Consider the following 26749-nt stretch of genomic DNA (forward strand, 5'->3'; position numbering starts at 1 on the left):
CCCTAAGATACAAATAATTCTTCAGTGCATAGACCGGGTACAATATGCTTTTGCAGCTCTCGAAAATGAATTTTCGCTATGCTACCACATACTCCCGCGATTGCAGATATCTGCGCACTTCATCGGGTATTAGTTGCGGTTGCCTTTTAATAGAGCATCAATATCAGCAAATACATCATTGATATCTTGCTGACCATTAATGTTAGTTAAAACATTTTTCTTACCATAAAAATCAAGTAACGGTTGAGATTGCTTGATATTTACTTCCAGACGGTTAGTGACCGTTTCCGGATTATCGTCTGCTCTTTGATAAAGTTCTCCTCTATCTTTATCACATTTTCCTTCCTCTTTAGGAGGATTGAAAACTAGATGATAGGAAGAGCCACATACTTTACAGATGCGACGACCTGTTAAACGTTTGACCAATTCTTCTTTTTCTACTTCGATGTTAATAACATGTTCTACTTGTTTTCCAAGATCAGTTAGAATTCCATCTAAAGCCTCAGCTTGACCAGTAGTACGTGGGAAACCATCTAATAGAAATCCTTGATCACAATCAGGTTGACTTAAACGTTCACGAACGATACCAATCGTTACTTCATCAGGTACCAAGGCACCTTTATCCATAAACGATTTAGCTTTAAGTCCTAATTCCGTACCATTTTTAATAGCTGCACGGAACATATCGCCTGTAGAAATATGAGGGATATCGTATTTCTCAATAATTTTATCTGCTTGAGTACCTTTACCAGCACCAGGCAAACCCATTAAAACGATATTCATACGGACTGCCCCCAAATATTAGTATGAAGGTTTTTAGGAACGAATAACGTTCCAAAAAACCGACTTTTATTTCATAAAACCTTTGTAGTGTCGTTTTACAAGTTGAGATTCTAATTGTTTCATCGTTTCTAGTGCAACACTAACTACGATTAGCAAACTAGTACCACCAATTTGTGCAGATGATGGAAGATTTGCAATATTGATAAACAAGATTGGAAGAACTGCCACAACTGACAAGAAAATAGCACCTACAAATGTTAAGCGATATAAAACAGAAGTTAAATAATCTTGTGTACTTTTACCTGGACGTATGCCCGGAATATAAGCACCTTGTTTCTTAAGATTATCTGAAACTTTTTCTGGATTAACTTGAACGAATGCATAGAAATACGTAAACGCAACGATTAACGCTACATATATGATCATTCCAAGTGGTTGAGAATAATCAAACGTTCTTTCAATAAATCCAGTTATTTTATTATCTTCAAAGAAAGTAGCAATCGTTCTAGGTGTTACAAGAAATGCAACAGCAAAGATTACCGGGATAACCCCAGCAGAATTGACTTTCAATGGAAGATGCGATTGTTGAGCACCACGTTGTGCACCAGAACCTTTTGCATATTGAATTGGAATTTTACGATTCGCTTGTTGAACATAAATAACTCCAACTACAATTGCTAGAGCTGCTAATGCAATAATTACAAGTTTGATAATGTTGATAAATAATTGTTCACCAGCATCTTCAAATTGCTGAGCATAAATTTGGTTCACTGTTGTAGGTAACGCAGCAACGATCCCAGCGAAGATAATAATGGAAATACCATTTCCAACACCTTTTTCTGTAATCTGTTCACCTAGCCATAATAAGAACGCTGTACCAGCAGTTAACACGATTGCAATTGTTAAGTAAGTCATTACGCCTTCTTCTCTAATCAATGAACCGCCGTACATACGGTTAAAACCGTAAGACATAGCGATTGATTGAATAAATGCAAGTACAATTGCAAAATAGCGTGTAAATTGAGCGATTTTTTTACGCCCAACTTCACCTTGTTTTGACCACTCGGTGAACTTCTTCACAACATCCATTTGTAACAGTTGAACAATAATTGATGCCGTAATATAAGGCATAATCCCCATCGCAAAAATAGAGAAGTTTTTAAGTGCTCCACCACCGAAAGTATTCAAGAAACCAACCAAGCTATATTGATCAGTTTGTTGTAATACTTCAGCGTCTACATTTGGTACTGGAATGAATGATCCTATACGGAAAATCACCAACATCAAAAGTGTGAAAATGATTTTATTTCTTATATCTCTCACGCGCATAAAGTTAGAGATTGTACGAAACATTAAATCACCTCAATGTTTCCGCCGACATTTTCAATTGCTGCTTTTGCAGATGCAGAGAATTTATGAGCTTTGACAGTAAGCTTTTTATCAAGAGTTCCATTACCAAGAACTTTGATACCTGCTTTTTCTTTACCCACAACGCCAGTTTCAACAAGTAAAGCTGGTGTAACTTCTGTGCCTTCTTCAAAACGATTTAACGCATCAAGATTTACAATAGCGTATTCTTTGCGGTTAATGTTAGTGAATCCACGTTTTGGTAAACGACGGAAGATAGGGTTTTGACCACCTTCAAATCCAGGGCGTACACCGCCGCCTGAACGTGATTTTTGACCTTTTTGACCTCTACCAGAAGTTTTACCATTACCAGTCGCAATACCACGACCTACACGGTTACGTTCTTTACGTGAACCAGTAGCTGGTTCTAACTCATGAAGTTTCATTAGATGGCACCTCCTTGTTATTAAATTTAAAATTATTTTTCAGTAACTGTTACTAAATGAGCAACTTTAGTGATCGCACCGCGAATAGCTTCGTTGTCAGCATGTTCAACAGTTTGATGCATTTTACGTAAACCTAATGCTTCGATAGTTTTACGTTGTGCTGGTTTAGCACCAATTAAACTTTTAGTGAGGGTAATTTCTAGTTTATTTGACATGTTATTTCCCTCCCTTAACCTAGTAGTTCTTCTACTGATTTACCACGAAGTTTTGCAACTTCAGCAGCTTGTTTTAATTCAGATAAACCTTTAATAGTCGCACGTACCATGTTGATTGGTGTGTTTGAACCTAAAGATTTAGAAAGAATATCAGTAATACCAGCAAGTTCAAGTACGGCACGTACTGGACCACCAGCGATAACACCTGTACCAGGAGCAGCAGGTTTAATCATAATATGGCCTGCACCAAAGTTTCCAATTACTAAGTGAGGTGTAGTACCACCAACACGTGGAACTTCAATAAGGTTTTTCTTCGCATCTTCAACAGCTTTGCGAATTGCATCAGGTACTTCTTGTGCTTTACCAGTACCAAAACCTACATGGCCATTACGATCTCCAACTACAACTAGTGCAGTGAAGCGGAAACGACGTCCACCTTTTACAACTTTAGCAACGCGGTTGATAGTAACAACGCGTTCTTCAAGTTCTAGATTGTTTGCGTCAATATTAAGACCCATGAAAAGTGTACCTCCTTCTTATTAAAATTCTAAACCGTTTTCGCGAGCAGCTTCAGCTAAAGCTTTTACGCGTCCATGATATAAGTAACCACCGCGGTCAAATACAACAGCTTTGATATTTTTTTCCGCAGCACGTTTAGCGATTGTTTCACCAATTTTTGTTGCAGCTTCCACATTGCTTGCAGTTCCTTCAAAATCTTTATCCATAGTTGAAGCTGAAGCAAGTGTTACGCCTTGAGTATCGTCAATGATTTGAGCGTAGATGTGTTTATTTGAACGGTATACATTTAAACGTGGACGTTGTGTAGTACCTGAAATTTTAGCACGTACGCGAGCATGACGTTTTTTACGAACTTGATTTTTATCTTGTTTCGTAATCACAAAGGGTCACTCCTTTCTAATGCTTAGGCAGCATTATTTACCTGTTTTACCTTCTTTACGACGAACATATTCGCCTTCATAACGAATCCCTTTACCTTTATAAGGTTCTGGTGGACGTACGTCACGAATGTTTGAAGCATAAGCTCCAACTTTTTCTTTAGAGATACCTTTAACAACTACTTTAGTGTTTGAAGGTACTTCGAATTCTATGCCTTCTTCAGCTGTGAATTCTACTGGGTGAGAGTAACCAACGTTCAATACAAGTTTTTTACCTTGTAATTGAGCACGATAACCAACCCCAACTAATTCTAGAGATTTAGCAAAGCCTTCAGAAACACCAGTTACCATATTAGCAAGCAAAGCACGAGTTGTACCGTGGTTTGTACGGTGTTCTTTAGATTCAGAAGGACGTGTTAATGTAAGAACATTTCCTTCTTGTTCGATTTTAATATCTTTGTTAAAAGCACGAACTAGTTCGCCTTTTGGACCTTTTACAGTTGCTACGTTTTCAGCATCGATAGATACTGTAACACCTGCAGGTACCTCGATCGGTTTTTTACCTATACGAGACATTTAATGTTGCACCTCCATTCTATTGTTGCTAATTACCAAACGTATGCTAGAACTTCGCCGCCAACTTTTTTAGCGCGAGCTTCTTTGTCTGTTAATAAACCTTGTGAAGTTGATACTAAAGCGATACCTAGACCGTTCAATACTTTAGGTACTTCATCAGTTTTTGCATAAACACGTAAACCTGGTTTAGAAATACGTTTTAAACCTGTGATAACGCGTTCGTTATTTTGACCGTATTTTAAGAAGATACGGATAATACCTTGTTTGTCATCTTCAACATATTCAACGTCACGAATAAAACCTTCACGCTTAAGAATTTCAGCGATCTCTTTTTTAATATTAGAAGCTGGAAGCTCTAATTTTTCGTGACGGACCATGTTTGCATTACGAATGCGAGTAAGCATATCTGCAATTGGATCTGTCATAGTCATTAAAATTTACCTCCTTCCCAAATTAGGGGATTACCAGCTGGCTTTTTTAACGCCAGGAATTTGTCCCTTGTAAGCAAGTTCACGGAAACAAATACGGCAAAGTTTGAATTTGCGGTATACAGAGTGTGGACGGCCACAGCGTTCACAACGAGTATAGTCTTGAACTTTATACTTTGCACCACGTTGTTGTTTTATGATCATTGATTTTTTAGCCACGTTCTCGCCTCCCTATATTATTTTTGGAATGGCATACCGAATTGTGTTAACAACTCGCGAGCTTCTTCATCTGAGTTCGCAGTAGTAACGATAACGATATCCATACCGCGTACTTTTGAAACTTTATCATAGTCGATTTCAGGGAAGATTAATTGTTCTTTCACACCAAGTGTGTAGTTACCGCGACCATCAAATGCTTTTTTAGAAACACCGTGGAAGTCACGTACACGAGGAAGAGAAATAGAAATTAATTTGTCCAAGAAGTCATACATACGTTCACCACGTAATGTAACTTTTGCACCGATTGGCATACCTTCACGAAGACGGAAGCCAGCGATAGATTTTTTAGCTTTAGTTACAACTGGTTTTTGACCAGTGATAAGTGTTAATTCTTCAACAGCTGCATCAAGAACTTTTGAGTTTTGAACAGTGTCACCAACACCCATGTTGACAACGATTTTTTCAACTTTTGGTACTTGCATTGTTGAAGTGTATTCGAATTTGCTCATAAGAGCTTTAGAAACTTCATTTTCGTATTTTTCTTTTAGGCGGTTCATGTTTGTACCTCCCTTCTCTTTTAAACTTATTTATCGATTACTGCACCTGATTTTTTTGCTACACGAACTTTTTTGCCGTTTTCTTCTTTATAACCTACGCGAGTCGGCTCGCCAGATTTAGGATCAATTAGCATTACGTTCGAAACGTGAATTGCTGCCTCTTGGCTGACAATTCCACCTTGTGGATTAAGTTGGTTAGGTTTCACGTGTTTTTTAACGATGTTAACACCTTCAACTAAAACGCGATCTTTTTTAGGAAAAGCAGCTAGGATCACTCCTGTTTTGCCTTTATCTTTACCTGTAATAACCATTACTTTGTCGCCTTTTTTAACATGCATTCTGTCGCACCTCCTTGATTGGCACTTTCATGTAATTAAAGAACTTCCGGAGCTAATGAAACGATTTTCATAAAGCTATTGTCACGTAATTCACGTGCAACTGGTCCGAAAATACGTGTTCCGCGTGGTGATTTATCATCACGAATGATTACACATGCGTTTTCATCAAATTTGATGTAAGTACCGTCTTTACGACGAACACCGCTTTTCGTACGAACGATAACAGCTTTAACTACTTCGCCTTTCTTGACAACGCCACCTGGTGTTGCTTTCTTAACTGTACAAACAATAACATCACCGATGTTAGCTGTTTTACGTCCAGAACCACCAAGTACTTTAATAGTTAGTACTTCTTTCGCACCTGAGTTGTCGGCAACTTTCAAACGACTTTCTTGTTGAATCACTTAGGTTACCTCCCTTCGGACTGTTTATTCCGAATTATATTAGATAATAACCGCTTTTTCTACAACTTCAACTAAACGGAAGCGTTTAGTAGCTGATAGCGGACGAGTTTCCATGATGCGTACGATATCTCCAACTTTAGCTACGTTGTTTTCATCATGCGCTTTGAACTTTTTAGAGTATTTTACACGTTTACCATAAAGCGTATGCTTTTTGTAAGTTTCAACTAAAACAGAAACTGTTTTATCCATTTTGTCAGAAACTACGCGGCCTGTGTAAACTTTGCGTTGGTTACGCTCAGTCATGCTTGCAAACCTCCTCTTTATCAGTTATTTGCACTGATTTCTCTTTCGCGAATCACAGTTTTCATTCGCGCAATCGCTTTGCGTACTTCACGAATGCGAGCTGTGTTTTCTAATTGACCAGTCGCCAATTGGAAGCGAAGGTTGAAAAGCTCTTCTTTCAGTGATTTTACTTTTACTTCGATTTCTGCAGTTGTAAGTTCACGGATTTCATTAGCTTTCATTAGATTCACCACCAATTTCTTCACGTTTAACAATCTTACATTTAACAGGCAATTTATGAGCTGCTAAACGAAGTGCTTCGCGAGCTACTTCTTCAGTAACGCCGCCGATTTCAAACATAATTCTACCTGGTTTTACTACGGCTACCCAACCTTCAGGAGCACCTTTCCCTGAACCCATACGTACTTCAAGAGGCTTTTTAGTGTATGGTTTGTGTGGGAAGATATTAATCCAAACTTTACCGCCACGTTTTGTATAACGAGTCATAGCAATACGAGCAGCTTCGATTTGACGGTTAGTGATCCAACTAGCATCTAGAGCTTGTAAACCAAATTCACCAAATGATACTTTAGTGCCGCCTTTTGATGTACCACGCATTTTACCACGATGTACACGACGATATTTAACGCGTTTTGGCAATAACATATTATTTGCCTCCTTCCTCAGAGTTCTTCTTAACTGGAAGGACTTCACCACGATAAATCCATACTTTAACACCTAATTTACCATAAGTAGTGTCAGCTTCTGCATGAGCATAATCAATGTCAGCACGAAGAGTATGAAGTGGAACAGTTCCTTCGCTGTAGTGTTCAGCACGAGCGATATCAGCGCCACCTAGACGACCAGATACTTGAGTTTTAATACCTTGAGCACCTGCACGAATTGTACGTTGAATTGCTTGTTTTTGTGCACGACGGAATGATACACGGTTTTCTAATTGACGAGCAATGTTTTCAGCTACTAATTTAGCGTCAAGATCAGCGCGTTTGATTTCAACAATGTTGATGTGTACGCGTTTGCCAGTCATAGCGTTAAGGTTTTTACGAAGTGTTTCTACTTCTGTACCGCCTTTACCGATAACCATACCTGGTTTCGCTGTGCTAATTGTAATGTTAATTTTGTTTGCAGCACGTTCGATTTCAACTTTAGAAACCGATGCTTCTTTTAAACTAGTTTCGATGAATTTACGAACTTTAATGTCTTCGTGAAGTAATGTAGCATAGTCTTTTTCTGCATACCATCTAGATTCCCAATCACGAATGACACCGACACGTAATCCTATTGGATGTACTTTTTGTCCCACGTATTATCCCTCCTTCTTCTCAGATACCACGATTGTAATGTGGCTTGTACGTTTGTTAATTGCGCTTGCACGTCCTTGAGCACGTGGACGGAAACGTTTCATCGTTGGACCTTCGTCAACGAATACTTCTGAAATTACTAAGTTGTTAACGTCTAAATCATAATTGTGTTCAGCGTTAGCGACTGCAGATTTTAGCACTTTTTCTACTACAGGAGATGCTGCTCTTGGAGTATGGCGTAAAATCGCAACTGCTTCGCCAACTTGCTTGCCTCGGATTAAATCAACTACTAAGCGGACTTTACGAGGAGCAATTCGAACTGTGCGAGCAATAGCTTTAGCTTGTTGCATCAGGATTTACCTCCCCTCAAATTAGCGTACTGAAGTTTTCTTATCATCTGCACCATGACCTTTGAAAGTACGAGTTGGTGCAAATTCGCCTAGTTTATGACCTACCATATCTTCAGTCACGTATACAGGCACGTGTTTACGTCCATCATATACAGCGATTGTTAGACCGATGAAATTCGGGAAGATTGTAGAGCGGCGAGACCAAGTTTTGATCACTTGTTTTTTTTCTGAATCTTGTTGAGCTTCCACTTTTTTCATTAAGTGTTCATCAACAAAAGGTCCTTTTTTCAAGCTACGACCCATTTTGGAACCTCCCTCCGTGATTCCACCACGGCTCTTTCATTGAACCGTAGTCTAATCACATTATTTTTTACGACGACGAATGATAAGTTTGTCGGATTTGTTTTTCTTGTTACGAGTTTTGTAACCAAGTGCTGGTTTACCCCAAGGAGTCATTGGTGATTTACGTCCTACTGGAGCTTTACCTTCACCACCACCATGTGGGTGATCGTTAGGGTTCATTACAGAACCACGAACTGTTGGGCGTTTACCTAACCAGCGAGTACGACCAGCTTTACCAAGGTGGATAAGTTCATGTTGTTCATTACCAACTTCACCAATAGTAGCGCGGCATGTACCTAGGATCATACGAACTTCGCCAGATTGAAGACGAACGATTACGTATTTACCTTCTTTACCTAATACTTGAGCAGATGTACCAGCAGAACGAACTAGTTGGCCACCTTTACCAGGTTTCATTTCAATGTTGTGGATTGTTGTACCCATTGGGATGTTTGATAATGGTAGGGCGTTACCTACTTTAATATCAACTTCTGGACCAGATACAATTGTCATTCCAACTTCTAGACCTTTTGGTGCTAGGATGTAACGTTTTTCACCATCAGCATAGTTAATTAATGCGATGTTTGCAGATCGGTTTGGATCATACTCGATAGTAGCAACGCGTCCTTCAACGCCATCTTTCAAACGTTTGAAATCGATGACACGGTATTGACGTTTGTGGCCACCACCATTATGACGAACAGTGATTTTACCTTGGTTATTACGACCAGCTTTGCGTTTTGTAGATTCTAACAATGATTTTTCAGGTTTGTTAGTAGTAATCTCAGCAAAGTCAGATGATGTCATATTACGACGACCATTTGAGGTAGGCTTATACTTTTTAATCGCCATTTGTGTTCCCTCCTTCTTTATTGTTCAAGTTGAACGATCATTACATTTCGAATAATTCGATTTCGCCTTCAGCTAATTTTACAATAGCTTTACGACGTTTGTTTGTGTAACCACCGAATTTACCGACACGTTTGAATTTACCTTTGTAGTTCATGATGTTGACTTTTTCAACTTTCACGCCAAAGATTTCTTCAACTGCGTCTTTTACTTCTGTTTTGTTGGCACGAGTGTCAACTTCAAAAGTATATTTGTTTTCTGCCATTTGTTCTGAAGAACGCTCAGTAATGACAGGACGTTTTAAAACTTCACGTGCTTCCATTAACCAAGCACCTCCTCAATTTTTTGTACAGCAGCTTGAGTGAATACAACTTTATCATGACCTACAAGATCAAGTACGTTGATTCCAGCAGCAGTTAAAACTGTTACACCTGGGATGTTACGAGCAGATAATGCTACGTTTTCATCAAGGTCAGCAGTTACGAATAATGATTTAGATTCGATAGAAAGATCAGAAAGAACTTTTACGAAATCTTTTGTTTTTGGTGCATCTAGTTTAAGAGCATCTAAAACTACAAAGTTTGTTTCAGCAACTTTAGAAGATAATGCTGATTTAAGAGCTAGGCGACGAACTTTTTTAGGAAGTTTGTAGCTGTAGCTACGAGGTGTAGGACCGAATACAGTACCACCGCCACGCCATTGTGGAGAACGGATAGAACCTTGACGAGCACGACCTGTACCTTTTTGACGCCATGGTTTACGACCACCACCAGCAACTTCTGAACGATTTTTAACTTTATGTGTACCTTGACGTAATGAAGCGCGTTGAGCGATTACAGCGTCAAATAATACTGATTGATTTGGTTCAATTCCGAAGATCGCATCGTTTAATTCGATTTCACCTACAGAAGAACCTGTTTGACTAAGCACGTTAACTTTTGTCATTCCTGTTTCCTCCTTTCTTCGGATAATTAGTTAGCTTTAGTAGCAGATTTAACTGTTACTAATGCTTTACGAGAACCAGGAACATTACCTTTAATAAGAAGCAAGTTACGTTCAGCATCAACTTTAACAACAGTTAAGTTTTGAATTGTTACTGTATTGCCACCCATTTGACCAGGTAATTTTTTTTGTTTAAATACGCGGTTCGGAGCAACTGGACCCATTGAACCAGGACGACGGTGGTAACGAGAACCGTGGGCCATAGGACCACGAGATTGTCCGTGGCGTTTGATAACACCTTGGAAACCTTTACCTTTAGTAACACCTGTTACATCTACTACATCGCCTTCTGCGAAAATTTCAACTTTGACTTCTTGACCAATTTCGTACTCAGCTAAGTTTACATCGCGAATTTCGCGGATGAAGCGCTTAGGAGTAGTGTTTGCTTTTGCTACATGTCCTTTTTCAGGTTTGTTTGAAAGTTTTTCACGTTTATCGTCGAAACCGATTTGGATTGCTTCGTAGCCGTCTGTTTCAACTGTTTTCTTTTGAAGTACTACGTTTGGAGCAGCTTCAACAACAGTTACAGGGATCAAATCACCATTCTCAGCAAAAACTTGCGTCATACCGATTTTTCTACCTAAGATTCCTTTGGTCATTCGTCACACCTCCTGTGGATTTTATAATTTTATTTTACTTTACCATTATAGTTTGATTTCGATATCAACGCCTGATGGTAAATCTAATTTCATTAACGCATCAACAGTTTGTGGTGTTGGGTTAACGATATCAATTAGACGTTTATGTGTGCGCATTTCAAATTGTTCACGAGAATCTTTGTACTTATGAACCGCACGAAGAATAGTGTAAACAGATTTTTCAGTTGGAAGTGGTATCGGACCTGATACGCTTGCACCTGAACGTTTAGCAGTTTCCACAATTTTTTCAGCGGATTGATCAAGAATCTTGTGATCATATGCTTTTAAACGAATACGAATTTTTTGCTTTGCCATTATTTTCCCTCCCTTTCGCCTATTTCCTAGACATTCTCCACGGAAATTTCCCGCACGCTCGCCATGGCAATGCGGCCGGGTGTGCCGGCAACCTCCCGCTTCATCGCAGTCAAAGACCAACAGTAATTATTATACATGCAATCTATAGATTTAGCAAGTAATTTCACTAAATACTTTATAATGTTGGTTATTTTCTTTGCTCTTATTAAAGCTTCTCTTTTCAACGTTCTACAGTATATTAGATTTTTTCGTTTTTTACAATCAATTTGGTCTTTTATTTTCTTGTTAATTAAAGGAATTCTTTTATCCAATTAAGTTTCTTATAGCGTTATAAAACTTTTTTAAGCAAAAAAGCCATCCCGTGTGCACTCGGAATGGCTTTTAGAAAATTGATAATTAAATTATTATCAATAATTATTTTTCGATGCTTGATACTACACCTGAACCTACTGTACGGCCACCTTCACGGATTGAGAAACGAGTACCGTCTTCGATAGCGATTGGGTGGATCAATTCGATGTTCATTTTAGTGTTATCGCCAGGCATTACCATTTCAGTACCTTCTGGTAAAGTGATTACACCAGTTACATCAGTTGTACGGAAATAGAATTGTGGGCGGTAGTTAGAGAAGAATGGAGTATGACGGCCACCTTCTTCTTTTGATAATACATAAACTTCAGCAGTAAATTTAGTATGTGGAGTGATTGTACCTGGTTTAGCTAATACTTGTCCACGTTGGATATCTTCACGAGCAACACCACGTAGTAAAGCACCGATGTTATCGCCTGCTTCAGCATAGTCTAATAATTTACGGAACATTTCAACACCAGTTACAGTTGTTTGTTTAGTTTCTTCAGCGATACCTACGATATCAACAACGTCACCAACTTTTAATTGACCGCGTTCTACACGACCAGTTGCAACTGTACCACGACCAGTGATAGAGAATACGTCTTCGACTGGCATCATGAATGGTTTGTCAGTTTGACGTTCTGGAGTTGGGATGTAAGAGTCTACAGCGTCCATTAATTCAACGATTTTTTCTTCCCATTCTGCTTCACCTTCAAGAGCTTTAAGAGCAGAACCTTTGATTACAGGAACATCGTCGCCAGGGAAGTCGTATTCAGATAGTAAGTCACGTACTTCCATTTCTACTAATTCAAGTAATTCTTCGTCGTCTACCATATCGCATTTGTTTAAGAATACTACGATGTAAGGTACACCAACGTTTTTAGATAATAGGATGTGTTCACGAGTTTGTGGCATTGGGCCATCAGCAGCAGATACTACAAGGATAGCGCCGTCCATTTGTGCAGCACCAGTGATCATGTTTTTAACATAGTCAGCGTGTCCTGGGCAGTCAACGTGAGCGTAGTGACGAGTGTCAGTTTCATATTCGATGTGAGAAGTGTTGATAGTGATACCGCGTTCTTTTTCTTCTGGAGCGTTATCGATATCAGCGTATGATTTAGCTTCTCCGCCTTGTTTTTTAGAAAGAACAGTAGCGATTGCAGCTGTTAAAGTTGTTTTACCATGGTCAACGTGTCCGATTGTACCAATGTTAGCATGTGTTTTAGAACGGTCGAATTTTTCTTTAGCCATTTTAAAATTGCCTCCTCAGCGTTTTAAGTTTTAGTTTATAGTTATGCACCTTTAAGAAGCAGGGCCCTACTTCCTGAAGATGTCATAGCTTACATGTTATTTATACTTGATAGTTAGGTAAATTTCAATTAAAAAATTTAATATTATTCACCTTTGTTTTGTTTAATGATTTCTTCACTAATAGATTTTGGAACTTCTTCATAATGGTCAAATACCATTGAGAATGTACCGCGACCTTGTGTAGCTGAACGTAAAGTTGTTGCATAACCAAACATTTCAGCAAGTGGAACCATTGCACGAACAACTTGAGCGTTACCGCGAGCTTCCATACCTTCTACGCGACCACGGCGAGAAGTAATGTTACCCATAATATCGCCAAGATATTCTTCTGGCATTACAACTTCTACTTTCATAATTGGTTCTAATAGAACTGGATTACATTTAGAAACTGCGTTTTTAAGTGCCATTGAAGCAGCAACTTTGAATGCCATTTCATTTGAATCGACATCATGGTAAGAACCATCGAATAATTTTGCTTTAATATCGATTAATGGGAAGCCTGCAAGTACACCATTTTGTAGAGAGTCTTTAAGACCTGCTTCTACTGCTGGAATGTATTCACGAGGTACTACACCACCGACGATAGCATTTTCAAATTCGAAGCCTTTACCTTCTTCGTTTGGTTCGAATTCGATCCAAACGTGACCGTATTGACCACGACCACCTGATTGACGTACGAATTTACCTTCAACTTGAGCTCCAGTACGGAAAGTTTCACGGTAAGATACTTGAGGAGCACCTACGTTAGCTTCAACGTGGAACTCACGTTTCATACGATCAACGATGATATCTAAGTGAAGTTCACCCATACCAGAGATAATTGTTTGGCCTGTTTCTGTGTCAGTGTGAGCACGGAATGTTGGGTCTTCTTCTTGTAGTTTTTGTAAAGCTTGACCCATTTTATCTTGGTCTGCTTTAGATTTAGGTTCTACAGAAAGTGAAATAACTGGTTCAGGGAATTCCATTGATTCAAGAATAACTAAGTTATTTTCATCACATAGAGTATCACCAGTAGTAGTTGCTTTAAGACCTACAGCAGCTGCAATGTCCCCAGCATATACTTCTTGGATTTCTGAACGAGAGTTAGCGTGCATTTGTAGGATACGACCTACACGTTCACGTTTCCCTTTTGTAGAGTTTTGTACGTATGAACCTGATTCAAGAACACCAGAGTATACACGGAAGAAAGTTAATTTACCAACATAAGGGTCAGTCATAACTTTGAATGCTAGTGCAGAGAATGGTTCTTCATCAGATGAATGACGCACGATTTCTTCTTCGCCATCAACAGATGTACCTTTAATAGAAGCAACGTCTGTTGGAGCTGGTAGGTAATCAATTACTGCATCTAGCATTAATTGAACACCTTTGTTTTTGAATGCAGTACCACAAGTTACAGGGTAGAATTCAACGTTTAAAGTTGCTTTACGAATTGCAGCTTTTAATTCTTCTTTAGTGATTTCTTCACCAGCGAAGTATTTTTCCATTAGATCTTCATCTAATTCAGCTACAGCTTCGATTAATTTTTCGTGATATTCTTCTGCTTGTGCTTTGTATTCTTCTGGAATTTCTTTAACTTCAGCGTTTGAACCGTCATCGCCTTCTTTGTAGAATGTAGCGTTCATTTCTACAAGGTCAATGATTGCATGGAATTCATCTTCAGCACCGATTGGTAATTGGATTGGGTGAGCGTTAGCTTCTAAACGTTCGTGTAAAGTTTTTACAGAATATAAGAAGTCAGCACCGATTTTATCCATTTTATTGATGAATACGATACGAGGTACGCCGTAAGTTGTAGCTTGACGCCATACAGTTTCGGTTTGTGGTTCTACACCTGATTGTGCATCAAGTACAGTCACAGCACCATCAAGTACACGAAGAGAACGTTCAACTTCAACTGTGAAGTCTACGTGTCCTGGTGTGTCGATGATGTTAACTCGGTGACCTTTCCATTGAGCTGTTGTAGCAGCAGAAGTGATAGTGATACCACGTTCTTGTTCTTGCTCCATCCAGTCCATTTGAGAAGCACCTTCATGAGTTTCACCGATTTTGTGAATCTTACCAGTGTAATAAAGGATACGCTCAGTTGTTGTTGTTTTACCAGCATCAATGTGAGCCATGATTCCGATATTACGAGTATTCTCAAGGGAGAACTCTCTAGTCATGCTGTATTTCTCCTTCCATAATGGATTAAGATTAAATCGCGATTACCAACGGTAGTGAGCGAATGCTTTGTTCGCTTCTGCCATTTTGTGCATATCTTCGCGTTTTTTAACTGATGCACCAGTGTTGTTAGAAGCATCTAGAATTTCGTTAGCTAGACGTTCTTCCATTGTTTTTTCACCACGAAGGCGAGAGTAGTTTACTAGGTAACGAAGACCAAGAGTTGTACGACGATCAGGGCGTACTTCTACTGGTACTTGATAGTTAGCACCACCTACACGGCGAGCACGAACTTCAAGAACAGGCATTACATTGTTTAATGCAGCATCGAATACTTCTAGAGGATCTTTACCTGAGCGTTCTTTTACTAATTCGAAAGCTCCGTATAAGATTTTTTCTGAAGTACCTTTTTTACCATCTACCATCATTTTATTGATTAAGCGAGTTACTAGTTTTGAATTATAAATTGGATCTGGTAACACGTCACGTTTGGAAACAGGACCTTTACGAGGCATTTGTTTTCCTCCTTTCAGCAAAAAGCTAATTTACATTATTTTTTTTCTTTTGGTTTTTTAGCACCATATAGAGAACGAGATTGCATACGACCGTTTACAGCAGCAGTATCTAATGCACCACGTACAACGTGATAACGTACCCCTGGTAAATCCTTTACACGACCGCCACGAATAAGAACAACACTGTGTTCTTGTAGGTTATGGCCTTCACCAGGAATGTAAGCATTAACCTCGATTTGGTTAGTTAAACGTACACGAGCGTATTTACGTAACGCTGAGTTTGGTTTTTTTGGAGTCATTGTACCAACACGTGTACAAACACCACGTTTTTGTGGTGAGTTAACATCAGTCAATGATTTTGCAAAGCTGTTATAGCTTTTGTTCAATGCTGGTGATTTTGATTTTTTACTTTTGGATTGACGAGGCTTACGTACTAATTGGTTAATTGTAGGCATCGATTTTTCCTCCCTTCATAATGTTTGTTAAATCCACACATCCAGGTGGTTCATTTTAAGACAAAAAACAAAGTCTTTGCGTGATCATCGCAAAAACTACCATTCAGTAATCGCACAAACTGCAGCGCCTACTTGAATTTTGCAGGCTCTACCAAGTTCTCTTTTCGAGTCTACTAATACAACGGGAATACCTTTATTTTGTGCTAATAGCACCGCGCGCTTGGTCATTCGAACGTCTGCATCTAGAGCAACGAAAACTTCAGTAACATGACCAGTTTGTAATGCTTTAACTGTTTGTTTAATGCCAACGATTGTTTTTTTAGCCTGTTTGACTTTTTCATAAGACATTTTCATATCCTCCGAAATGATAGACAATCAACTATCAACCTTACATATAGTATCATCCATCGACAATATTGTCAATGAATTAAATAAAAATCTCAAGGAGAAGATTATATCTTCTCCTTGGATTTCTTTAAAAATTACTCAGCAGCAAGTGTTTCCTCAGCTTTTTCTTCGCTTTCGGCAATTTCAATTTGACGATAGCGTTGCATACCTGTACCAGCTGGAACAAGTTTACCTAAGATAACATTTTCTTTAAGACCAAGTAATTCATCTCGTTTACCTTTAATAGCAGCATCAGTTAAGACACGAGTTGTTTCTTGGAATGATGCAGCAGATAAGAATGATTCTGTTTCAAGAGAAGCTTTTGTAATACCTAGGATAACTGGGCGACATGTTGCAGGAATTTTACCTTCATGTACAGCTTCTGCATTCGCTTCAGAGAATTGGTGAATGTCTAGTAATGTACCTGGAAGTAATTCAGTTTCCCCAGCTTCAATAACACGTACTTTACGAAGCATTTGACGAACCATTACTTCAACGTGTTTATCTCCAATTTCTACCCCTTGCATACGGTATACTTTTTGAACTTCTTTTAGTAGATATTCTTCTACAGTAGAAACATCTGTCACTTTCAACAATTCTTTAGGATCGATAGAACCTTCTGTAAGAATTTGACCATGTTTCACTTGATCGTTAACTTGTACTTTTAATCGCGCATTGTATGGAGCTAAGTATTTACGTGCTTCTACTGCTCCTGTAACTGTAATTTCTTTTTGTCCTTCGCGAACTTCTTCAATATCAGTTACAACCCCAGCGATTTCAGTAATAACTGCTTGACCTTTAGGGTTACGTGCTTCAAAAATTTCTTGGATACGTGGAAGACCTTGTGTGATATCGGCACCTGCTACACCACCTTGGTGGAATGTACGCATTGTTAATTGTGTACCTGGTTCACCAATAGATTGAGCAGCGATGATACCAACTGCTTCACCCACTTCAACTTTGTCACCAGTTGCTAAGTTCATACCATAACATTTTTTACATACACCATGTTTTGTATTACATGTATATGCAGATCGAATTGTCACTTCTTCAATACCAGCTTCGGCAATTTGACGAGCTAATTCTGGTGTGATCAATTCATCTTTAGCTACAAGTACTTCGTTTGTTTCTGGGTGACGGATTGTTTTCTTAGCATAACGTCCTGTAACACGTTCTTCTAATGTTTCAATAATTTCTGTTCCTTCTTTTAAAGAAGTAATAGCTAAACCACGGTCAGTACCACAATCATCTTCACGGACAATTACATCTTGTGCAACGTCTACTAGACGACGAGTAAGGTAACCTGAATCGGCTGTTTTAAGTGCTGTATCGGCAAGACCTTTACGAGCACCATGAGTTGAGATGAAGTATTCCAATACTGTTAAACCTTCACGGAATGAAGATTTGATTGGAAGTTCAATAATACGACCAGCTGGGTTGGCCATCAGACCACGCATACCAGCAAGTTGAGTGAAGTTAGATGCGTTACCACGGGCACCAGAGTCACTCATCATGAAGATTGGGTTATCTGCTGGAAGTGAGTCCATCAATTTAGATTGGATTTCATCTTTTGCAGCACTCCAGAATGAAATTACTCGATCGTAACGTTCTTCTTCAGTTATTAAACCACGACGGAATTGTTTCATTACTTTATCTACTTGTTCTTGAGCATGGTGTAAAATTTCTTGTTTACCTGGTAATACGATGATATCTGAGATACCGATTGAAATACCAGCTTTAGTAGAGAATTTGAAACCAAGGTCTTTAAGACGGTCAAGCATTTTAGATGTTTCAGTAATGTGATAACGAGCAAATACTTCAGCAATAATCTTACCAAGGTATTTTTTCGTGAATGGTTTAATAAGTTCTTGCGTTTTTAAATGTTCTTTAACATTAGTTGTTGTAGGAACAAAGTATTTAGCCGGTGTTCCATCTTGTAAGTTTGAAGTTGTTGGTTCATTGATGTATGGGAAAGCATCATCAAGAATTTCGTTGAAAATAACTTTACCTACAGTTGTAATCAACAACATATTATTTTGTTCTTCTGTGAATGTTTTGTTATGCAAAGATGAAGCTTTGATTGCAATACGAGTATGCAAATGTACTTCATGGTTTTGATAAGCGACATTCAATTCATCTGGTCCGTAGAAGATTGTACCTTCGCCGACAGCACCTTGACGTTCTAGTGTTAAGTAGTAGTTACCTAATACCATATCTTGAGAAGGTGTTACAACTGGTTTACCATCTTTAGGATTCAAGATGTTTTGTGCTGCAAGCATTAACAAACGTGCTTCTGCTTGTGCTTCTGCTGATAGTGGAACGTGAACCGCCATTTGGTCACCATCGAAGTCAGCGTTATATGCTGTACATACTAATGGGTGAAGACGAATTGCTTTCCCTTCAACTAGAGTTGGTTCGAACGCTTGGATACCTAGTCTGTGAAGAGTCGGTGCACGGTTAAGTAATACTGGATGTTCTTTGATGATATCTTCTAGGACATCCCATACTTCTGGGTGCATACGTTCAATTTTACGTTTTGCAGATTTAATATTATGTGCTAAACCGCGTTCAACAAGTTCTTTCATAACAAAAGGTTTAAACAATTCGATTGCCATACCTTTTGGAAGACCACATTGGTACATTTTTAAGTATGGACCTACTACGATAACAGAACGACCAGAGTAGTCAACACGTTTACCAAGTAAGTTTTGACGGAAACGACCTTGTTTACCTTTTAACATATGAGAAAGAGATTTTAATGGGCGGTTACCAGGACCAGTAACTGGACGGCCACGACGACCATTATCGATTAAAGCATCTACCGCTTCTTGAAGCATACGTTTTTCGTTTTGAACGATGATTCCAGGAGCACCAAGATCAAGAAGACGTTTTAAACGGTTATTACGGTTAATAACACGGCGATATAAATCGTTTAAATCAGATGTTGCGAAACGACCACCATCTAGTTGTACCATTGGACGTAATTCTGGAGGAATTACAGGTAGTACATCTAAGATCATCCATTCAGGACGGTTGCCTGAGTGGTGGAATGATTCAACAACTTCTAATCGTTTAATAGCACGTGTACGGCGTTGGCCTTGTGCAGTTTTAAGTTCTTCTTTAAGAGCTTCTGATTCTTTATCAAGATCAATTTCTTGAAGTAGTTGTTTAATGGCTTCTGCACCCATTGCTGCATCAAAAGTTTTGCCGTATTTTTCGCGATATGCACGGTATTCTTTTTCAGTAAGCAATTGTTTTTTCTCAAGTGGAGTGTCAGCTGGATCGATTACTACATAAGAAGCAAAGTAAATAACTTCTTCAAGTGCACGAGGTGACATATCCAAAATAAGACCCATACGACTTGGGATACCTTTAAAGTACCAAATATGTGAAACTGGAGCAGCTAATTCAATGTGCCCCATACGTTCACGACGTACTTTTGCACGTGTTACTTCTACACCACAACGGTCACAAACTACGCCTTTATAACGTACGCGTTTGTATTTACCACAGTGACATTCCCAGTCCTTTGTAGGTCCGAAAATACGTTCACAGAACAAACCGTCTTTTTCTGGTTTAAGTGTACGATAGTTAATAGTTTCTGGTTTCTTGACTTCTCCATAAGACCATGAGCGAATTTTATCAGGTGAAGCTAAACCTATTTTCATGTACTCAAAATTATTAACGTCTATCAAGGAGCCTACCTCCCTTTATTCTGAAGTCTTTAATGACTTTTCTTAGCTCGACGATTGATTTATTTATAAAACGGGAAGGAGGACAAGCCCATAAATGGTCCTGTCCAACATCCCAGTACTGTAATTGAATTACTCAGGTGACCCTACTGATGCTTCTTCTTCGTTGTTTGAAGTAATGTTAAATGAATCGTTTGGTTGAAGATCATCATCATCTTCACTATCACGTAATTCTATTTCTTCATCATCGATTGTTAGCATTTTCACATCTAAACCTAAAGATTGAAGTTCTTTAATTAATACTTTGAAAGATTCAGGAACGCCTGGTTCTGGAACACTTTCACCTTTTACGATTGCTTCGTAAGTTTTAACACGACCTACAACGTCATCTGATTTAACTGTTAAGATTTCTTGAAGTGTATAAGCAGAACCATATGCTTCAAGAGCCCAAACTTCCATTTCACCAAAACGTTGTCCACCAAATTGCGCTTTACCACCAAGAGGTTGTTGCGTAACTAATGAGTAAGGACCTGTTGAACGAGCGTGAAGTTTATCATCAACCATGTGAGCAAGTTTGATCATATACATAACACCAACTGATACACGGTTATCGAAAGGTTCACCAGTACGTCCATCATAAAGGATTGTTTTACCGTCACGATTCATGCCGGCTTCTTCCATTGTTTTCCATACGTCTTCATCAGTAGCACCATCGAATACCGGTGTTGCCATATGAACGCCTAAGTAACGAGCGGCCATGCCTAGGTGCAACTCTAATACTTGTCCGATGTTCATACGAGATGGTACACCTAATGGGTTTAACATGATATCTACTGGAGTACCGTCTGGCAAGAATGGCATATCTTCTTCAGGTAAGATACGAGAGATTACCCCTTTGTTACCATGACGTCCGGCCATTTTGTCCCCAACGCGAATTTTACGTTTTTGAACAATATAGACGCGAACCATTTGGTTAACACCTGGTGATAATTCATCTCCATCTTCACGATTGAAGACTTTGACATCTAGTACGATACCGCCTGCACCGTGAGGAACACGTAATGAAGTATCACGAACTTCACGAGCTTTTTCACCGAAGATTGCGTGTAATAGGCGTTCTTCTGCAGTCAATTCAGTTACCCCTTTAGGAGTTACTTTACCGACTAAAATGTCACCATCATGCACTTCAGCACCAATGCGGATAATACCACGTTCATCTAGGTTACGTAATGCTTCTTCTCCGACGTTAGGAATATCACGAGTGATTTCTTCAGGTCCGAGTTTAGTATCACGTGCTTCTGATTCATATTCTTCGATATGAACAGAAGTATAAACGTCATTTTTAACAAGACGTTCGTTCATGATTACAGCATCTTCATAGTTATAACCATTCCAAGTCATGAATGCTACGACTACGTTTCGACCAAGTGCTAACTCACCGCGTTCCATTGAAGGACCATCTGCAAGAATATCACGTGGTTTAACACGTTCGCCAACTTTCACTAATGGACGTTGGTTGTAACTTGTACCTTGGTTAGAACGTACAAATTTTTGTAATTTATATTTTGTTAAATCGCCTTTAACTTCTTTTCCATCGATTACTTCGATACGGCGTACATGAATTGAACGTGCTTCAACATGTTCAACAATACCTGCATATTTTGCAACTACTGCCGCACCTGAGTCACGTGCATCTACATGTTCCATACCTGTACCAACGAATGGAGCTTCAGGATTTAACAATGGAACTGCTTGTCGTTGCATGTTGGCACCCATAAGAGCACGGTTTGAGTCATCGTTTTCTAAGAATGGAATACATGCTGTTGCTGCAGATACTACTTGTTTTGGAGATACGTCCATGTAGTCAACAGTTTCACGTTTGAATACTGAGTTATCACCACGGAAACGTCCTACAACTTCTTCCTCAGCAAAAGAGCCATCTGGATTTAATGGTGAATTTGCTTGAGCAACAACGTAGTTATCTTCTTCGTCAGCAGTTAAATAATCGATATGATCTGTTAAGCAACCAGTTTCAGGATCAACACGACGATATGGTGTTTCGATGAAACCAAATTTGTTCACTTTTGCATAACTTGAAAGTGAGTTGATCAAACCAATGTTTGGACCTTCTGGTGTTTCAATCGGACACATACGACCATAGTGAGAATAGTGAACATCACGTACTTCAAAGCCAGCACGTTCACGTGTTAAACCACCAGGTCCTAGAGCTGATAGACGACGTTTGTGAGTCAATTCAGCTAATGGGTTTGTTTGGTCCATGAATTGTGATAATTGAGAACTACCAAAGAATTCTTTAATAGCTGCAATTACTGGACGAATATTGATCAATTGTTGTGGAACAATAGACGCTGTGTCGTTAATAGACATACGTTCACGTACGACACGTTCCATACGAGATAACCCGATACGGAATTGGTTTTGTAGAAGTTCACCTACAGAACGTAGACGACGGTTACCTAAGTGGTCGATATCGTCTGTGTCGCCCACACCATATAATAAGTTAAAGAAATAAGAAACAGATGATACTACATCAGCAGGAGTGATATGTTTCACTTCTTCATCGATATAAGCATTACTGATTACTTTGATTTCTTTTTGTGATTCATCATTTGGTGCATAGATTTTAATTTCTTGAATTTGAATATCTCCTTCAAGAACTCCTCCAACTTTAGAAATCGTTTTAAAGCCAACACCGTTTTCTAAATATGGGATTAAACGATCTAGTACACGACGGTCGATTAATGTACCAGCTTCGACCAAAATTTCGCCTGTTTCAGGATCTGCTAAAGTTTCAGCAATTGTTTGGTTGAATAGGCGGTTTTTGATATGAAGCTTTTTGTTCATTTTGTAACGACCAACGTTTGCTAAATCATAACGTTTTGGATCAAAGAAACGAGAATACAATAGATTTTTTGCACTTTCTACTGTTGGTGGTTCACCAGGGCGTAGACGTTCATAAATTTCTAATAGTGCTTTTTCTGTACTATCTGTATTATCTTTTTCCAATGTGTTACGTAAAAATTCGTTATCACCGATTAATTCGATGATTTCTTGATCGGATGCAAAGCCAAGCGCACGTAAAAGTACTGTAATTGGCAATTTACGAGTACGGTCGATACGAACATAGACAACATCTTTAGCGTCTGTTTCGTATTCAAGCCAAGCACCACGGTTTGGAATAACTGTAGCACCAAAACCTTTTTTACCGTTTTTATCTGTTTTATCGTGATAGTATACACTTGGTGATCTTACTAATTGTGAAACAATAACGCGTTCCGCGCCGTTGATAATGAAAGTACCAGTTTCTGTCATGAGCGGGAAATCCCCCATGAATACTTCTTGTTCCTTCACTTCTTCTGTTTCTTTGTTAAGAAGACGTACTTTTACACGTAATGGTGCTGCATAAGTCACGTCACGTTGTTTGCATTCATCGACATCATATTTCGGTTCTCCGAGACTGTAGTCGACGAATTCTAGTGATAGATTCCCTGTGAAGTCTTCAATTGGTGAAATGTCACGGAACATTTCACGTAAACCTTCTTCAAGAAACCATTCGTTAGATGCGGTTTGAATCTCAATAAGATTCGGAAGTTCCAGCACCTCTTTAATACGCGCAAAGCTTCTACGCTGGCGGTGTTGTCCGTACTGAACTAGTTGACCTGTCAACTCATTCACCCCTCAATAAAGCGATAATAGGTCTTTCAGAAACCATATAAATGTTGTATGATTACGAAAGACAAAAAGAAAACGAGTTCATTTTGAGCTCATTTTCGATTAACCAAAGTTAAATTCGAAAGCTCTTGCTATTTCATTTTCAATCAATAGGCAAACGCCCTCAAATTAATATTTTTGCATTTTATTATATTATCACAGCGTTTTTGTCAAGTCAATCTATAAGTTTTGACAAATTTATTTTACTGCTTTGATAATCCAATAACCTTTTTTCTTCTCTACTATTTCCACTTTTGAAAATTTTAATTCCAAATGTTCTACAGTAGATGGTGCACCTTGTTTTTTTTGAATGACAATCCACAGTTCACCTAAATCCACTAGTTTTTCATATGCTTCATCATAAAATCTAAAAATAGTGTTTTTTCCTGCGCGAATCGGAGGATTTGTCAAAACAACAGCGACTTGTTCTTCTTGAACAGATGAAAGTGCATCACTCTCATAGATCTGTACATTTTGAACCCCGTTCAATTCAGCATTTTTCTTTGCTAGATTAACCGCTCGCTCATTGACATCCATCATGTGAATTATATGATTTGGATAACTTTTTGCAATTGACAATCCAATTGGTCCATATCCACAACCTACATCTAAAATACACCCTTCAACAGTTGGCATCTCAAAACTATCAATTAATACACGGGAACCAAAATCTACTTCGCTTTTACTAAAAACCCCTGCATCTGTTTCAAAAACAAAAGAAAATCCCCGAAGTGTAAAATTCCATCTACGTGGTTTACTCTCTACTTGAGGCTTTTTTGAATAATAATGTTCTGACAAGAATAATGCCCTCCATCATCTAAAGGTAAAGAAAAAGCCCGCCAAAATTGACGAGCTTTTCACAATCAACAAGTAGAAATTATTTAACTTCTACAGATGCGCCAACTTCTTCAAGTTTAGCTTTGATTTCTTCAGCTTCTTCTTTAGCAACGCCTTCTTTAAGAGCTTTAGGAGCGTTATCAACTACTTCTTTAGCTTCTTTAAGACCTAAACCAGTGATTTCACGAACCACTTTGATTACTTTAATTTTTGAATCACCAGCAGAAGCTAAAACTACATCAAATTCAGTTTTTTCTTCTGCAGCTGCAGCAGCGCCACCAGCAACTGCTACAGGAGCAGCAGCAGTAACACCGAATTCTTCTTCGATTGCTTTTACTAAATCGTTTAATTCAAGAACTGTCATATTTTTAACAGCTTCTAAGATTTGCTCATTGTTCATTATATTTTCCTCCTATACGGAATGTAAGTTTTTTTGTTTTGGCAATAGTTGCCTAGAAGATTAAGCAGCTATTAAGCGCCTTGTTCTTCTTTTTGTTCTGCAACAGCTTTTGTTACAAGAGCTAGGTTGCGCATTGGAGCTTGAAGTACAGATAATAGCATAGATAGTAAACCTTCGCGAGATGGAAGTTCTGCCAATGCTTTAACTTCTTCAACGCTTGCATAAGCGCCTTCGATAAGACCAGCTTTAATTTCTAATTGTTCGTTTTCTTTCGCAAAGTTGTTGATGATACGTGCAGGAGCAACAACATCTTCACTTGAAAATGCAATTGCATTTGGACCTGTAAGAACTTCGTTAAGTTCTTCATAACCAGTTTCAACAGTAGCACGACGAACTAAAGTATTTTTGTATACTTTAAATTCTACACCAGCTTCACGTAATTGTTTACGTAGTTCAGTAACTTGAGATACTGTAAGGCCACGGTAGTCAACTACTACTACTGATGCTGCACTTTTAAACTTGTCAGCGATTTCTTGAACAACAGCTTGTTTAGCTTCAACTGCTTTGTTCATCTTGACACCTCCTATTAGAATGGGTCATTTATACCGACAAAAGAAAAGCCTCTTGCCAATAGTAGACAAGAGGCGGAATTTCATCATCTTAAGTAAGAGTCTGAGTTCCTTTGCCCTCGGTAGGACATTAAGCGAAAATAATTCGCCCCTACGGTCTACGGTACAAATGGATATTCACAACAGTATTCATCATAACAAACGATGTATACTCTGTCAATCAAAAATTATTTTGCTTCTGTAGCTGATAGTGGGTCAACTTTAATTGATGGTCCCATTGTAGTAGTTACGTGTAAAGATTTTACGTAAGCACCTTTTGATGCAGCAGGTTTTGCTTTAAGGATTACGTCAATTAATGTAGATAAGTTTTCAGCTAGTTTATCAGCTTCGAATGAAACTTTACCAACTGGTGCGTGAATGATACCAGCTTTATCTGCACGGTATTCAACTTTACCAGCTTTGATTTCATTAACTGCTTTTGTTACGTCGAAAGTAACTGTACCAGTTTTAGGGTTTGGCATTAAACCTTTAGGTCCTAATACACGACCAAGTTTACCAACTTCACCCATCATATCTGGAGTTGCAACGATTACATCGAAGTCAAACCAACCTTGTTGGATTTTTTGGATATATTCTGCATCGCCCACGTAATCAGCGCCAGCTGCTTCAGCTTCTTTAATTTTTTCACCTTTAGCGAAAACTAAAACGCGTTGAGTTTTACCAGTACCGTTTGGAAGTACTACTGCTCCACGGATTTGTTGGTCGTTTTTACGAGTATCGATGTTTAAGTTAAATGCTACTTCAACTGTTGCGTCAAAGTTAACAGTGCTTGTTTTTTTAGCAAGTTCAGCTGCTTCAGCTACTGTGTATAGTTGGTTACGGTCAACTAATTTAGCTGCATCTTGCATTTTTTTACCTTTTTTAGCCATTATATATTTCCTCCTTGATTGTGGTTGTAACGGGTTAAACCTCCCACGAATAAAGGCTGCGAGTTTCAAATATGACTATAAGAAACAATCGCAACCTCC

General features: G+C 38.7%; 34 protein-coding genes and 1 other annotated feature. All 34 genes read right to left on the bottom strand.

The genetic code is table 11. The annotated features are described in order from the left end of the window. Nucleotides 1-129: 129 nt before the first annotated feature. A complete protein-coding gene (locus CW357_RS03690; RefSeq protein ID WP_119415285.1) occupies nt 130-783 on the bottom strand; it encodes an adenylate kinase in 654 nt (217 codons plus the stop codon). A gap of 66 nt (nt 784-849) precedes the next feature. Next, entirely contained in the window at nt 850-2136 is a 1287-nt protein-coding gene (gene secY / locus CW357_RS03695) for a preprotein translocase subunit SecY (RefSeq protein WP_119415286.1), read from the bottom strand. Further along, nucleotides 2136-2576, bottom strand: coding sequence for a 50S ribosomal protein L15 (gene rplO / locus CW357_RS03700; RefSeq protein ID WP_119415287.1), 441 nt, complete (start codon nt 2574-2576; stop codon nt 2136-2138). The genes secY and rplO overlap by 1 nt, the downstream gene beginning before the upstream one ends. 32 nt (nt 2577-2608) lie before the next feature. Beyond that, nucleotides 2609-2791 carry a 50S ribosomal protein L30 gene (rpmD, locus tag CW357_RS03705; RefSeq protein ID WP_119415288.1) on the bottom strand — a complete coding sequence of 61 codons (183 nt, stop codon included), beginning with the start codon at nt 2789-2791 and terminating at the stop codon, nt 2609-2611. Between the two features lie 14 nt (nt 2792-2805). Further along, complete coding sequence (gene rpsE / locus CW357_RS03710; RefSeq protein ID WP_102693559.1) at nt 2806-3309, bottom strand: 30S ribosomal protein S5; 504 nt, start codon at nt 3307-3309, stop codon at nt 2806-2808. A gap of 21 nt (nt 3310-3330) precedes the next feature. Further along, the gene (gene rplR / locus CW357_RS03715) at nt 3331-3690 is read right to left on the bottom strand and encodes a 50S ribosomal protein L18 (protein WP_102693558.1); all 360 of its coding nucleotides are present in this window, start codon (nt 3688-3690) and stop codon (nt 3331-3333) included. Between the two features lie 33 nt (nt 3691-3723). Then, the gene (gene rplF / locus CW357_RS03720; protein ID WP_119415289.1) at nt 3724-4263 is read right to left on the bottom strand and encodes a 50S ribosomal protein L6; all 540 of its coding nucleotides are present in this window, start codon (nt 4261-4263) and stop codon (nt 3724-3726) included. Between the two features lie 32 nt (nt 4264-4295). Next, entirely contained in the window at nt 4296-4694 is a 399-nt protein-coding gene (rpsH, locus tag CW357_RS03725; protein ID WP_119415290.1) for a 30S ribosomal protein S8, read from the bottom strand. A gap of 30 nt (nt 4695-4724) precedes the next feature. Continuing rightward, complete coding sequence (locus tag CW357_RS03730; RefSeq protein WP_119415291.1) at nt 4725-4910, bottom strand: type Z 30S ribosomal protein S14; 186 nt, start codon at nt 4908-4910, stop codon at nt 4725-4727. Nucleotides 4911-4927: 17 nt separating this feature from the next. Then, a complete protein-coding gene (gene rplE, locus CW357_RS03735; RefSeq protein WP_124217376.1) occupies nt 4928-5467 on the bottom strand; it encodes a 50S ribosomal protein L5 in 540 nt (179 codons plus the stop codon). 26 nt (nt 5468-5493) lie between these two features. Continuing rightward, complete coding sequence (rplX, locus tag CW357_RS03740) at nt 5494-5805, bottom strand: 50S ribosomal protein L24 (RefSeq protein WP_102693554.1); 312 nt, start codon at nt 5803-5805, stop codon at nt 5494-5496. A 35-nt stretch (nt 5806-5840) separates the two neighbouring features. Beyond that, entirely contained in the window at nt 5841-6209 is a 369-nt protein-coding gene (rplN, locus tag CW357_RS03745; RefSeq protein ID WP_066790904.1) for a 50S ribosomal protein L14, read from the bottom strand. A gap of 39 nt (nt 6210-6248) precedes the next feature. Then, nucleotides 6249-6512, bottom strand: a complete 264-nt coding sequence (rpsQ, locus tag CW357_RS03750) for a 30S ribosomal protein S17 (protein WP_119415293.1) — start codon at nt 6510-6512, stop codon at nt 6249-6251. A 20-nt stretch (nt 6513-6532) separates the two neighbouring features. Then, on the bottom strand, nt 6533-6733 hold the full coding sequence (gene rpmC, locus CW357_RS03755) for a 50S ribosomal protein L29 (protein ID WP_066790908.1): 201 nt from the start codon (nt 6731-6733) through the stop codon (nt 6533-6535). After that, nucleotides 6723-7157, bottom strand: coding sequence for a 50S ribosomal protein L16 (rplP, locus tag CW357_RS03760; protein ID WP_124217377.1), 435 nt, complete (start codon nt 7155-7157; stop codon nt 6723-6725). Before rplP ends, rpmC begins: the two co-directional genes overlap by 11 nt. Before the next feature lies 1 nt (nt 7158). Further along, nucleotides 7159-7815 carry a 30S ribosomal protein S3 gene (gene rpsC / locus CW357_RS03765; protein ID WP_119415295.1) on the bottom strand — a complete coding sequence of 219 codons (657 nt, stop codon included), beginning with the start codon at nt 7813-7815 and terminating at the stop codon, nt 7159-7161. Nucleotides 7816-7818: 3 nt separating this feature from the next. Further along, a complete protein-coding gene (gene rplV / locus CW357_RS03770) occupies nt 7819-8163 on the bottom strand; it encodes a 50S ribosomal protein L22 (protein ID WP_124217378.1) in 345 nt (114 codons plus the stop codon). A gap of 21 nt (nt 8164-8184) precedes the next feature. Continuing rightward, a complete protein-coding gene (gene rpsS / locus CW357_RS03775) occupies nt 8185-8466 on the bottom strand; it encodes a 30S ribosomal protein S19 (protein WP_102693547.1) in 282 nt (93 codons plus the stop codon). A 60-nt stretch (nt 8467-8526) separates the two neighbouring features. After that, the gene (gene rplB / locus CW357_RS03780; protein WP_119415297.1) at nt 8527-9357 is read right to left on the bottom strand and encodes a 50S ribosomal protein L2; all 831 of its coding nucleotides are present in this window, start codon (nt 9355-9357) and stop codon (nt 8527-8529) included. A gap of 40 nt (nt 9358-9397) precedes the next feature. Beyond that, the gene (gene rplW, locus CW357_RS03785; protein WP_102693545.1) at nt 9398-9676 is read right to left on the bottom strand and encodes a 50S ribosomal protein L23; all 279 of its coding nucleotides are present in this window, start codon (nt 9674-9676) and stop codon (nt 9398-9400) included. Continuing rightward, a complete protein-coding gene (gene rplD / locus CW357_RS03790) occupies nt 9676-10299 on the bottom strand; it encodes a 50S ribosomal protein L4 (protein WP_119415298.1) in 624 nt (207 codons plus the stop codon). The genes rplW and rplD overlap by 1 nt, the downstream gene beginning before the upstream one ends. A 26-nt stretch (nt 10300-10325) precedes the next feature. Further along, complete coding sequence (gene rplC, locus CW357_RS03795) at nt 10326-10955, bottom strand: 50S ribosomal protein L3 (RefSeq protein WP_124217379.1); 630 nt, start codon at nt 10953-10955, stop codon at nt 10326-10328. A gap of 45 nt (nt 10956-11000) precedes the next feature. Continuing rightward, the gene (rpsJ, locus tag CW357_RS03800; protein ID WP_119415300.1) at nt 11001-11309 is read right to left on the bottom strand and encodes a 30S ribosomal protein S10; all 309 of its coding nucleotides are present in this window, start codon (nt 11307-11309) and stop codon (nt 11001-11003) included. A gap of 414 nt (nt 11310-11723) precedes the next feature. After that, on the bottom strand, nt 11724-12911 hold the full coding sequence (tuf, locus tag CW357_RS03810) for an elongation factor Tu (protein ID WP_119415301.1): 1188 nt from the start codon (nt 12909-12911) through the stop codon (nt 11724-11726). A 143-nt stretch (nt 12912-13054) separates the two neighbouring features. Beyond that, a complete protein-coding gene (gene fusA, locus CW357_RS03815) occupies nt 13055-15136 on the bottom strand; it encodes an elongation factor G (RefSeq protein WP_119415302.1) in 2082 nt (693 codons plus the stop codon). Between the two features lie 42 nt (nt 15137-15178). Next, nucleotides 15179-15649, bottom strand: a complete 471-nt coding sequence (rpsG, locus tag CW357_RS03820; RefSeq protein WP_119415303.1) for a 30S ribosomal protein S7 — start codon at nt 15647-15649, stop codon at nt 15179-15181. Between the two features lie 35 nt (nt 15650-15684). Beyond that, nucleotides 15685-16104, bottom strand: a complete 420-nt coding sequence (gene rpsL / locus CW357_RS03825; RefSeq protein ID WP_102693539.1) for a 30S ribosomal protein S12 — start codon at nt 16102-16104, stop codon at nt 15685-15687. A gap of 96 nt (nt 16105-16200) precedes the next feature. Beyond that, nucleotides 16201-16452, bottom strand: a complete 252-nt coding sequence (locus tag CW357_RS03830; RefSeq protein WP_124217381.1) for a 50S ribosomal protein L7ae-like protein — start codon at nt 16450-16452, stop codon at nt 16201-16203. A 134-nt stretch (nt 16453-16586) separates the two neighbouring features. Then, entirely contained in the window at nt 16587-20186 is a 3600-nt protein-coding gene (gene rpoC, locus CW357_RS03835; protein WP_124217383.1) for a DNA-directed RNA polymerase subunit beta', read from the bottom strand. Nucleotides 20187-20315: 129 nt separating this feature from the next. Further along, the gene (rpoB, locus tag CW357_RS03840) at nt 20316-23879 is read right to left on the bottom strand and encodes a DNA-directed RNA polymerase subunit beta (RefSeq protein ID WP_199670688.1); all 3564 of its coding nucleotides are present in this window, start codon (nt 23877-23879) and stop codon (nt 20316-20318) included. A 234-nt stretch (nt 23880-24113) separates the two neighbouring features. Continuing rightward, nucleotides 24114-24713: a class I SAM-dependent methyltransferase gene (locus CW357_RS03845; RefSeq protein WP_119415307.1), complete on the bottom strand. Its 600-nt coding sequence runs from the start codon at nt 24711-24713 to the stop codon at nt 24114-24116. Nucleotides 24714-24792: 79 nt separating this feature from the next. Next, nucleotides 24793-25152, bottom strand: coding sequence for a 50S ribosomal protein L7/L12 (gene rplL / locus CW357_RS03850; RefSeq protein WP_119415308.1), 360 nt, complete (start codon nt 25150-25152; stop codon nt 24793-24795). Between the two features lie 71 nt (nt 25153-25223). Next, nucleotides 25224-25724, bottom strand: coding sequence for a 50S ribosomal protein L10 (gene rplJ, locus CW357_RS03855; protein WP_119415309.1), 501 nt, complete (start codon nt 25722-25724; stop codon nt 25224-25226). A gap of 32 nt (nt 25725-25756) precedes the next feature. Beyond that, nucleotides 25757-25903 (bottom strand) — a sequence feature (ribosomal protein L10 leader region). 45 nt (nt 25904-25948) lie between these two features. Further along, nucleotides 25949-26650, bottom strand: a complete 702-nt coding sequence (rplA, locus tag CW357_RS03860; protein WP_119415310.1) for a 50S ribosomal protein L1 — start codon at nt 26648-26650, stop codon at nt 25949-25951. Nucleotides 26651-26749 lie beyond the last annotated feature (99 nt).

Origin of the sequence: Rummeliibacillus sp. TYF005 (genome assembly GCF_003844195.1) — a bacterium.
GTDB lineage: Bacteria > Bacillota > Bacilli > Bacillales_A > Planococcaceae > Rummeliibacillus.

Coding starts and splice junctions, on each gene's coding strand:
- CW357_RS03690 (WP_119415285.1), bottom strand. CDS start 783: ATGAATATCGTTTTAATGGGTTTGCCTGGTGCTGGTAAAGGTACTCAA.
- secY (WP_119415286.1), bottom strand. CDS start 2,136: ATGTTTCGTACAATCTCTAACTTTATGCGCGTGAGAGATATAAGAAAT.
- rplO (WP_119415287.1), bottom strand. CDS start 2,576: ATGAAACTTCATGAGTTAGAACCAGCTACTGGTTCACGTAAAGAACGT.
- rpmD (WP_119415288.1), bottom strand. CDS start 2,791: ATGTCAAATAAACTAGAAATTACCCTCACTAAAAGTTTAATTGGTGCT.
- rpsE (WP_102693559.1), bottom strand. CDS start 3,309: ATGGGTCTTAATATTGACGCAAACAATCTAGAACTTGAAGAACGCGTT.
- rplF (WP_119415289.1), bottom strand. CDS start 4,263: ATGTCTCGTATAGGTAAAAAACCGATCGAGGTACCTGCAGGTGTTACA.
- rpsH (WP_119415290.1), bottom strand. CDS start 4,694: ATGACTATGACAGATCCAATTGCAGATATGCTTACTCGCATTCGTAAT.
- rplE (WP_124217376.1), bottom strand. CDS start 5,467: ATGAACCGCCTAAAAGAAAAATACGAAAATGAAGTTTCTAAAGCTCTT.
- rplX (WP_102693554.1), bottom strand. CDS start 5,805: ATGCATGTTAAAAAAGGCGACAAAGTAATGGTTATTACAGGTAAAGAT.
- rpsQ (WP_119415293.1), bottom strand. CDS start 6,512: ATGACTGAGCGTAACCAACGCAAAGTTTACACAGGCCGCGTAGTTTCT.
- rpmC (WP_066790908.1), bottom strand. CDS start 6,733: ATGAAAGCTAATGAAATCCGTGAACTTACAACTGCAGAAATCGAAGTA.
- rplP (WP_124217377.1), bottom strand. CDS start 7,157: ATGTTATTGCCAAAACGCGTTAAATATCGTCGTGTACATCGTGGTAAA.
- rplV (WP_124217378.1), bottom strand. CDS start 8,163: ATGCAACAAGCTAAAGCTATTGCTCGCACAGTTCGAATTGCTCCTCGT.
- rpsS (WP_102693547.1), bottom strand. CDS start 8,466: ATGGGTCGTAGCTTGAAAAAAGGACCTTTTGTTGATGAACACTTAATG.
- rplB (WP_119415297.1), bottom strand. CDS start 9,357: ATGGCGATTAAAAAGTATAAGCCTACCTCAAATGGTCGTCGTAATATG.
- rplW (WP_102693545.1), bottom strand. CDS start 9,676: ATGGAAGCACGTGAAGTTTTAAAACGTCCTGTCATTACTGAGCGTTCT.
- rplD (WP_119415298.1), bottom strand. CDS start 10,299: ATGACAAAAGTTAACGTGCTTAGTCAAACAGGTTCTTCTGTAGGTGAA.
- rplC (WP_124217379.1), bottom strand. CDS start 10,955: ATGACCAAAGGAATCTTAGGTAGAAAAATCGGTATGACGCAAGTTTTT.
- rpsJ (WP_119415300.1), bottom strand. CDS start 11,309: ATGGCAAAGCAAAAAATTCGTATTCGTTTAAAAGCATATGATCACAAG.
- tuf (WP_119415301.1), bottom strand. CDS start 12,911: ATGGCTAAAGAAAAATTCGACCGTTCTAAAACACATGCTAACATTGGT.
- fusA (WP_119415302.1), bottom strand. CDS start 15,136: ATGACTAGAGAGTTCTCCCTTGAGAATACTCGTAATATCGGAATCATG.
- rpsG (WP_119415303.1), bottom strand. CDS start 15,649: ATGCCTCGTAAAGGTCCTGTTTCCAAACGTGACGTGTTACCAGATCCA.
- rpsL (WP_102693539.1), bottom strand. CDS start 16,104: ATGCCTACAATTAACCAATTAGTACGTAAGCCTCGTCAATCCAAAAGT.
- CW357_RS03830 (WP_124217381.1), bottom strand. CDS start 16,452: ATGTCTTATGAAAAAGTCAAACAGGCTAAAAAAACAATCGTTGGCATT.
- rplL (WP_119415308.1), bottom strand. CDS start 25,152: ATGAACAATGAGCAAATCTTAGAAGCTGTTAAAAATATGACAGTTCTT.
- rplJ (WP_119415309.1), bottom strand. CDS start 25,724: ATGAACAAAGCAGTTGAAGCTAAACAAGCTGTTGTTCAAGAAATCGCT.
- rplA (WP_119415310.1), bottom strand. CDS start 26,650: ATGGCTAAAAAAGGTAAAAAAATGCAAGATGCAGCTAAATTAGTTGAC.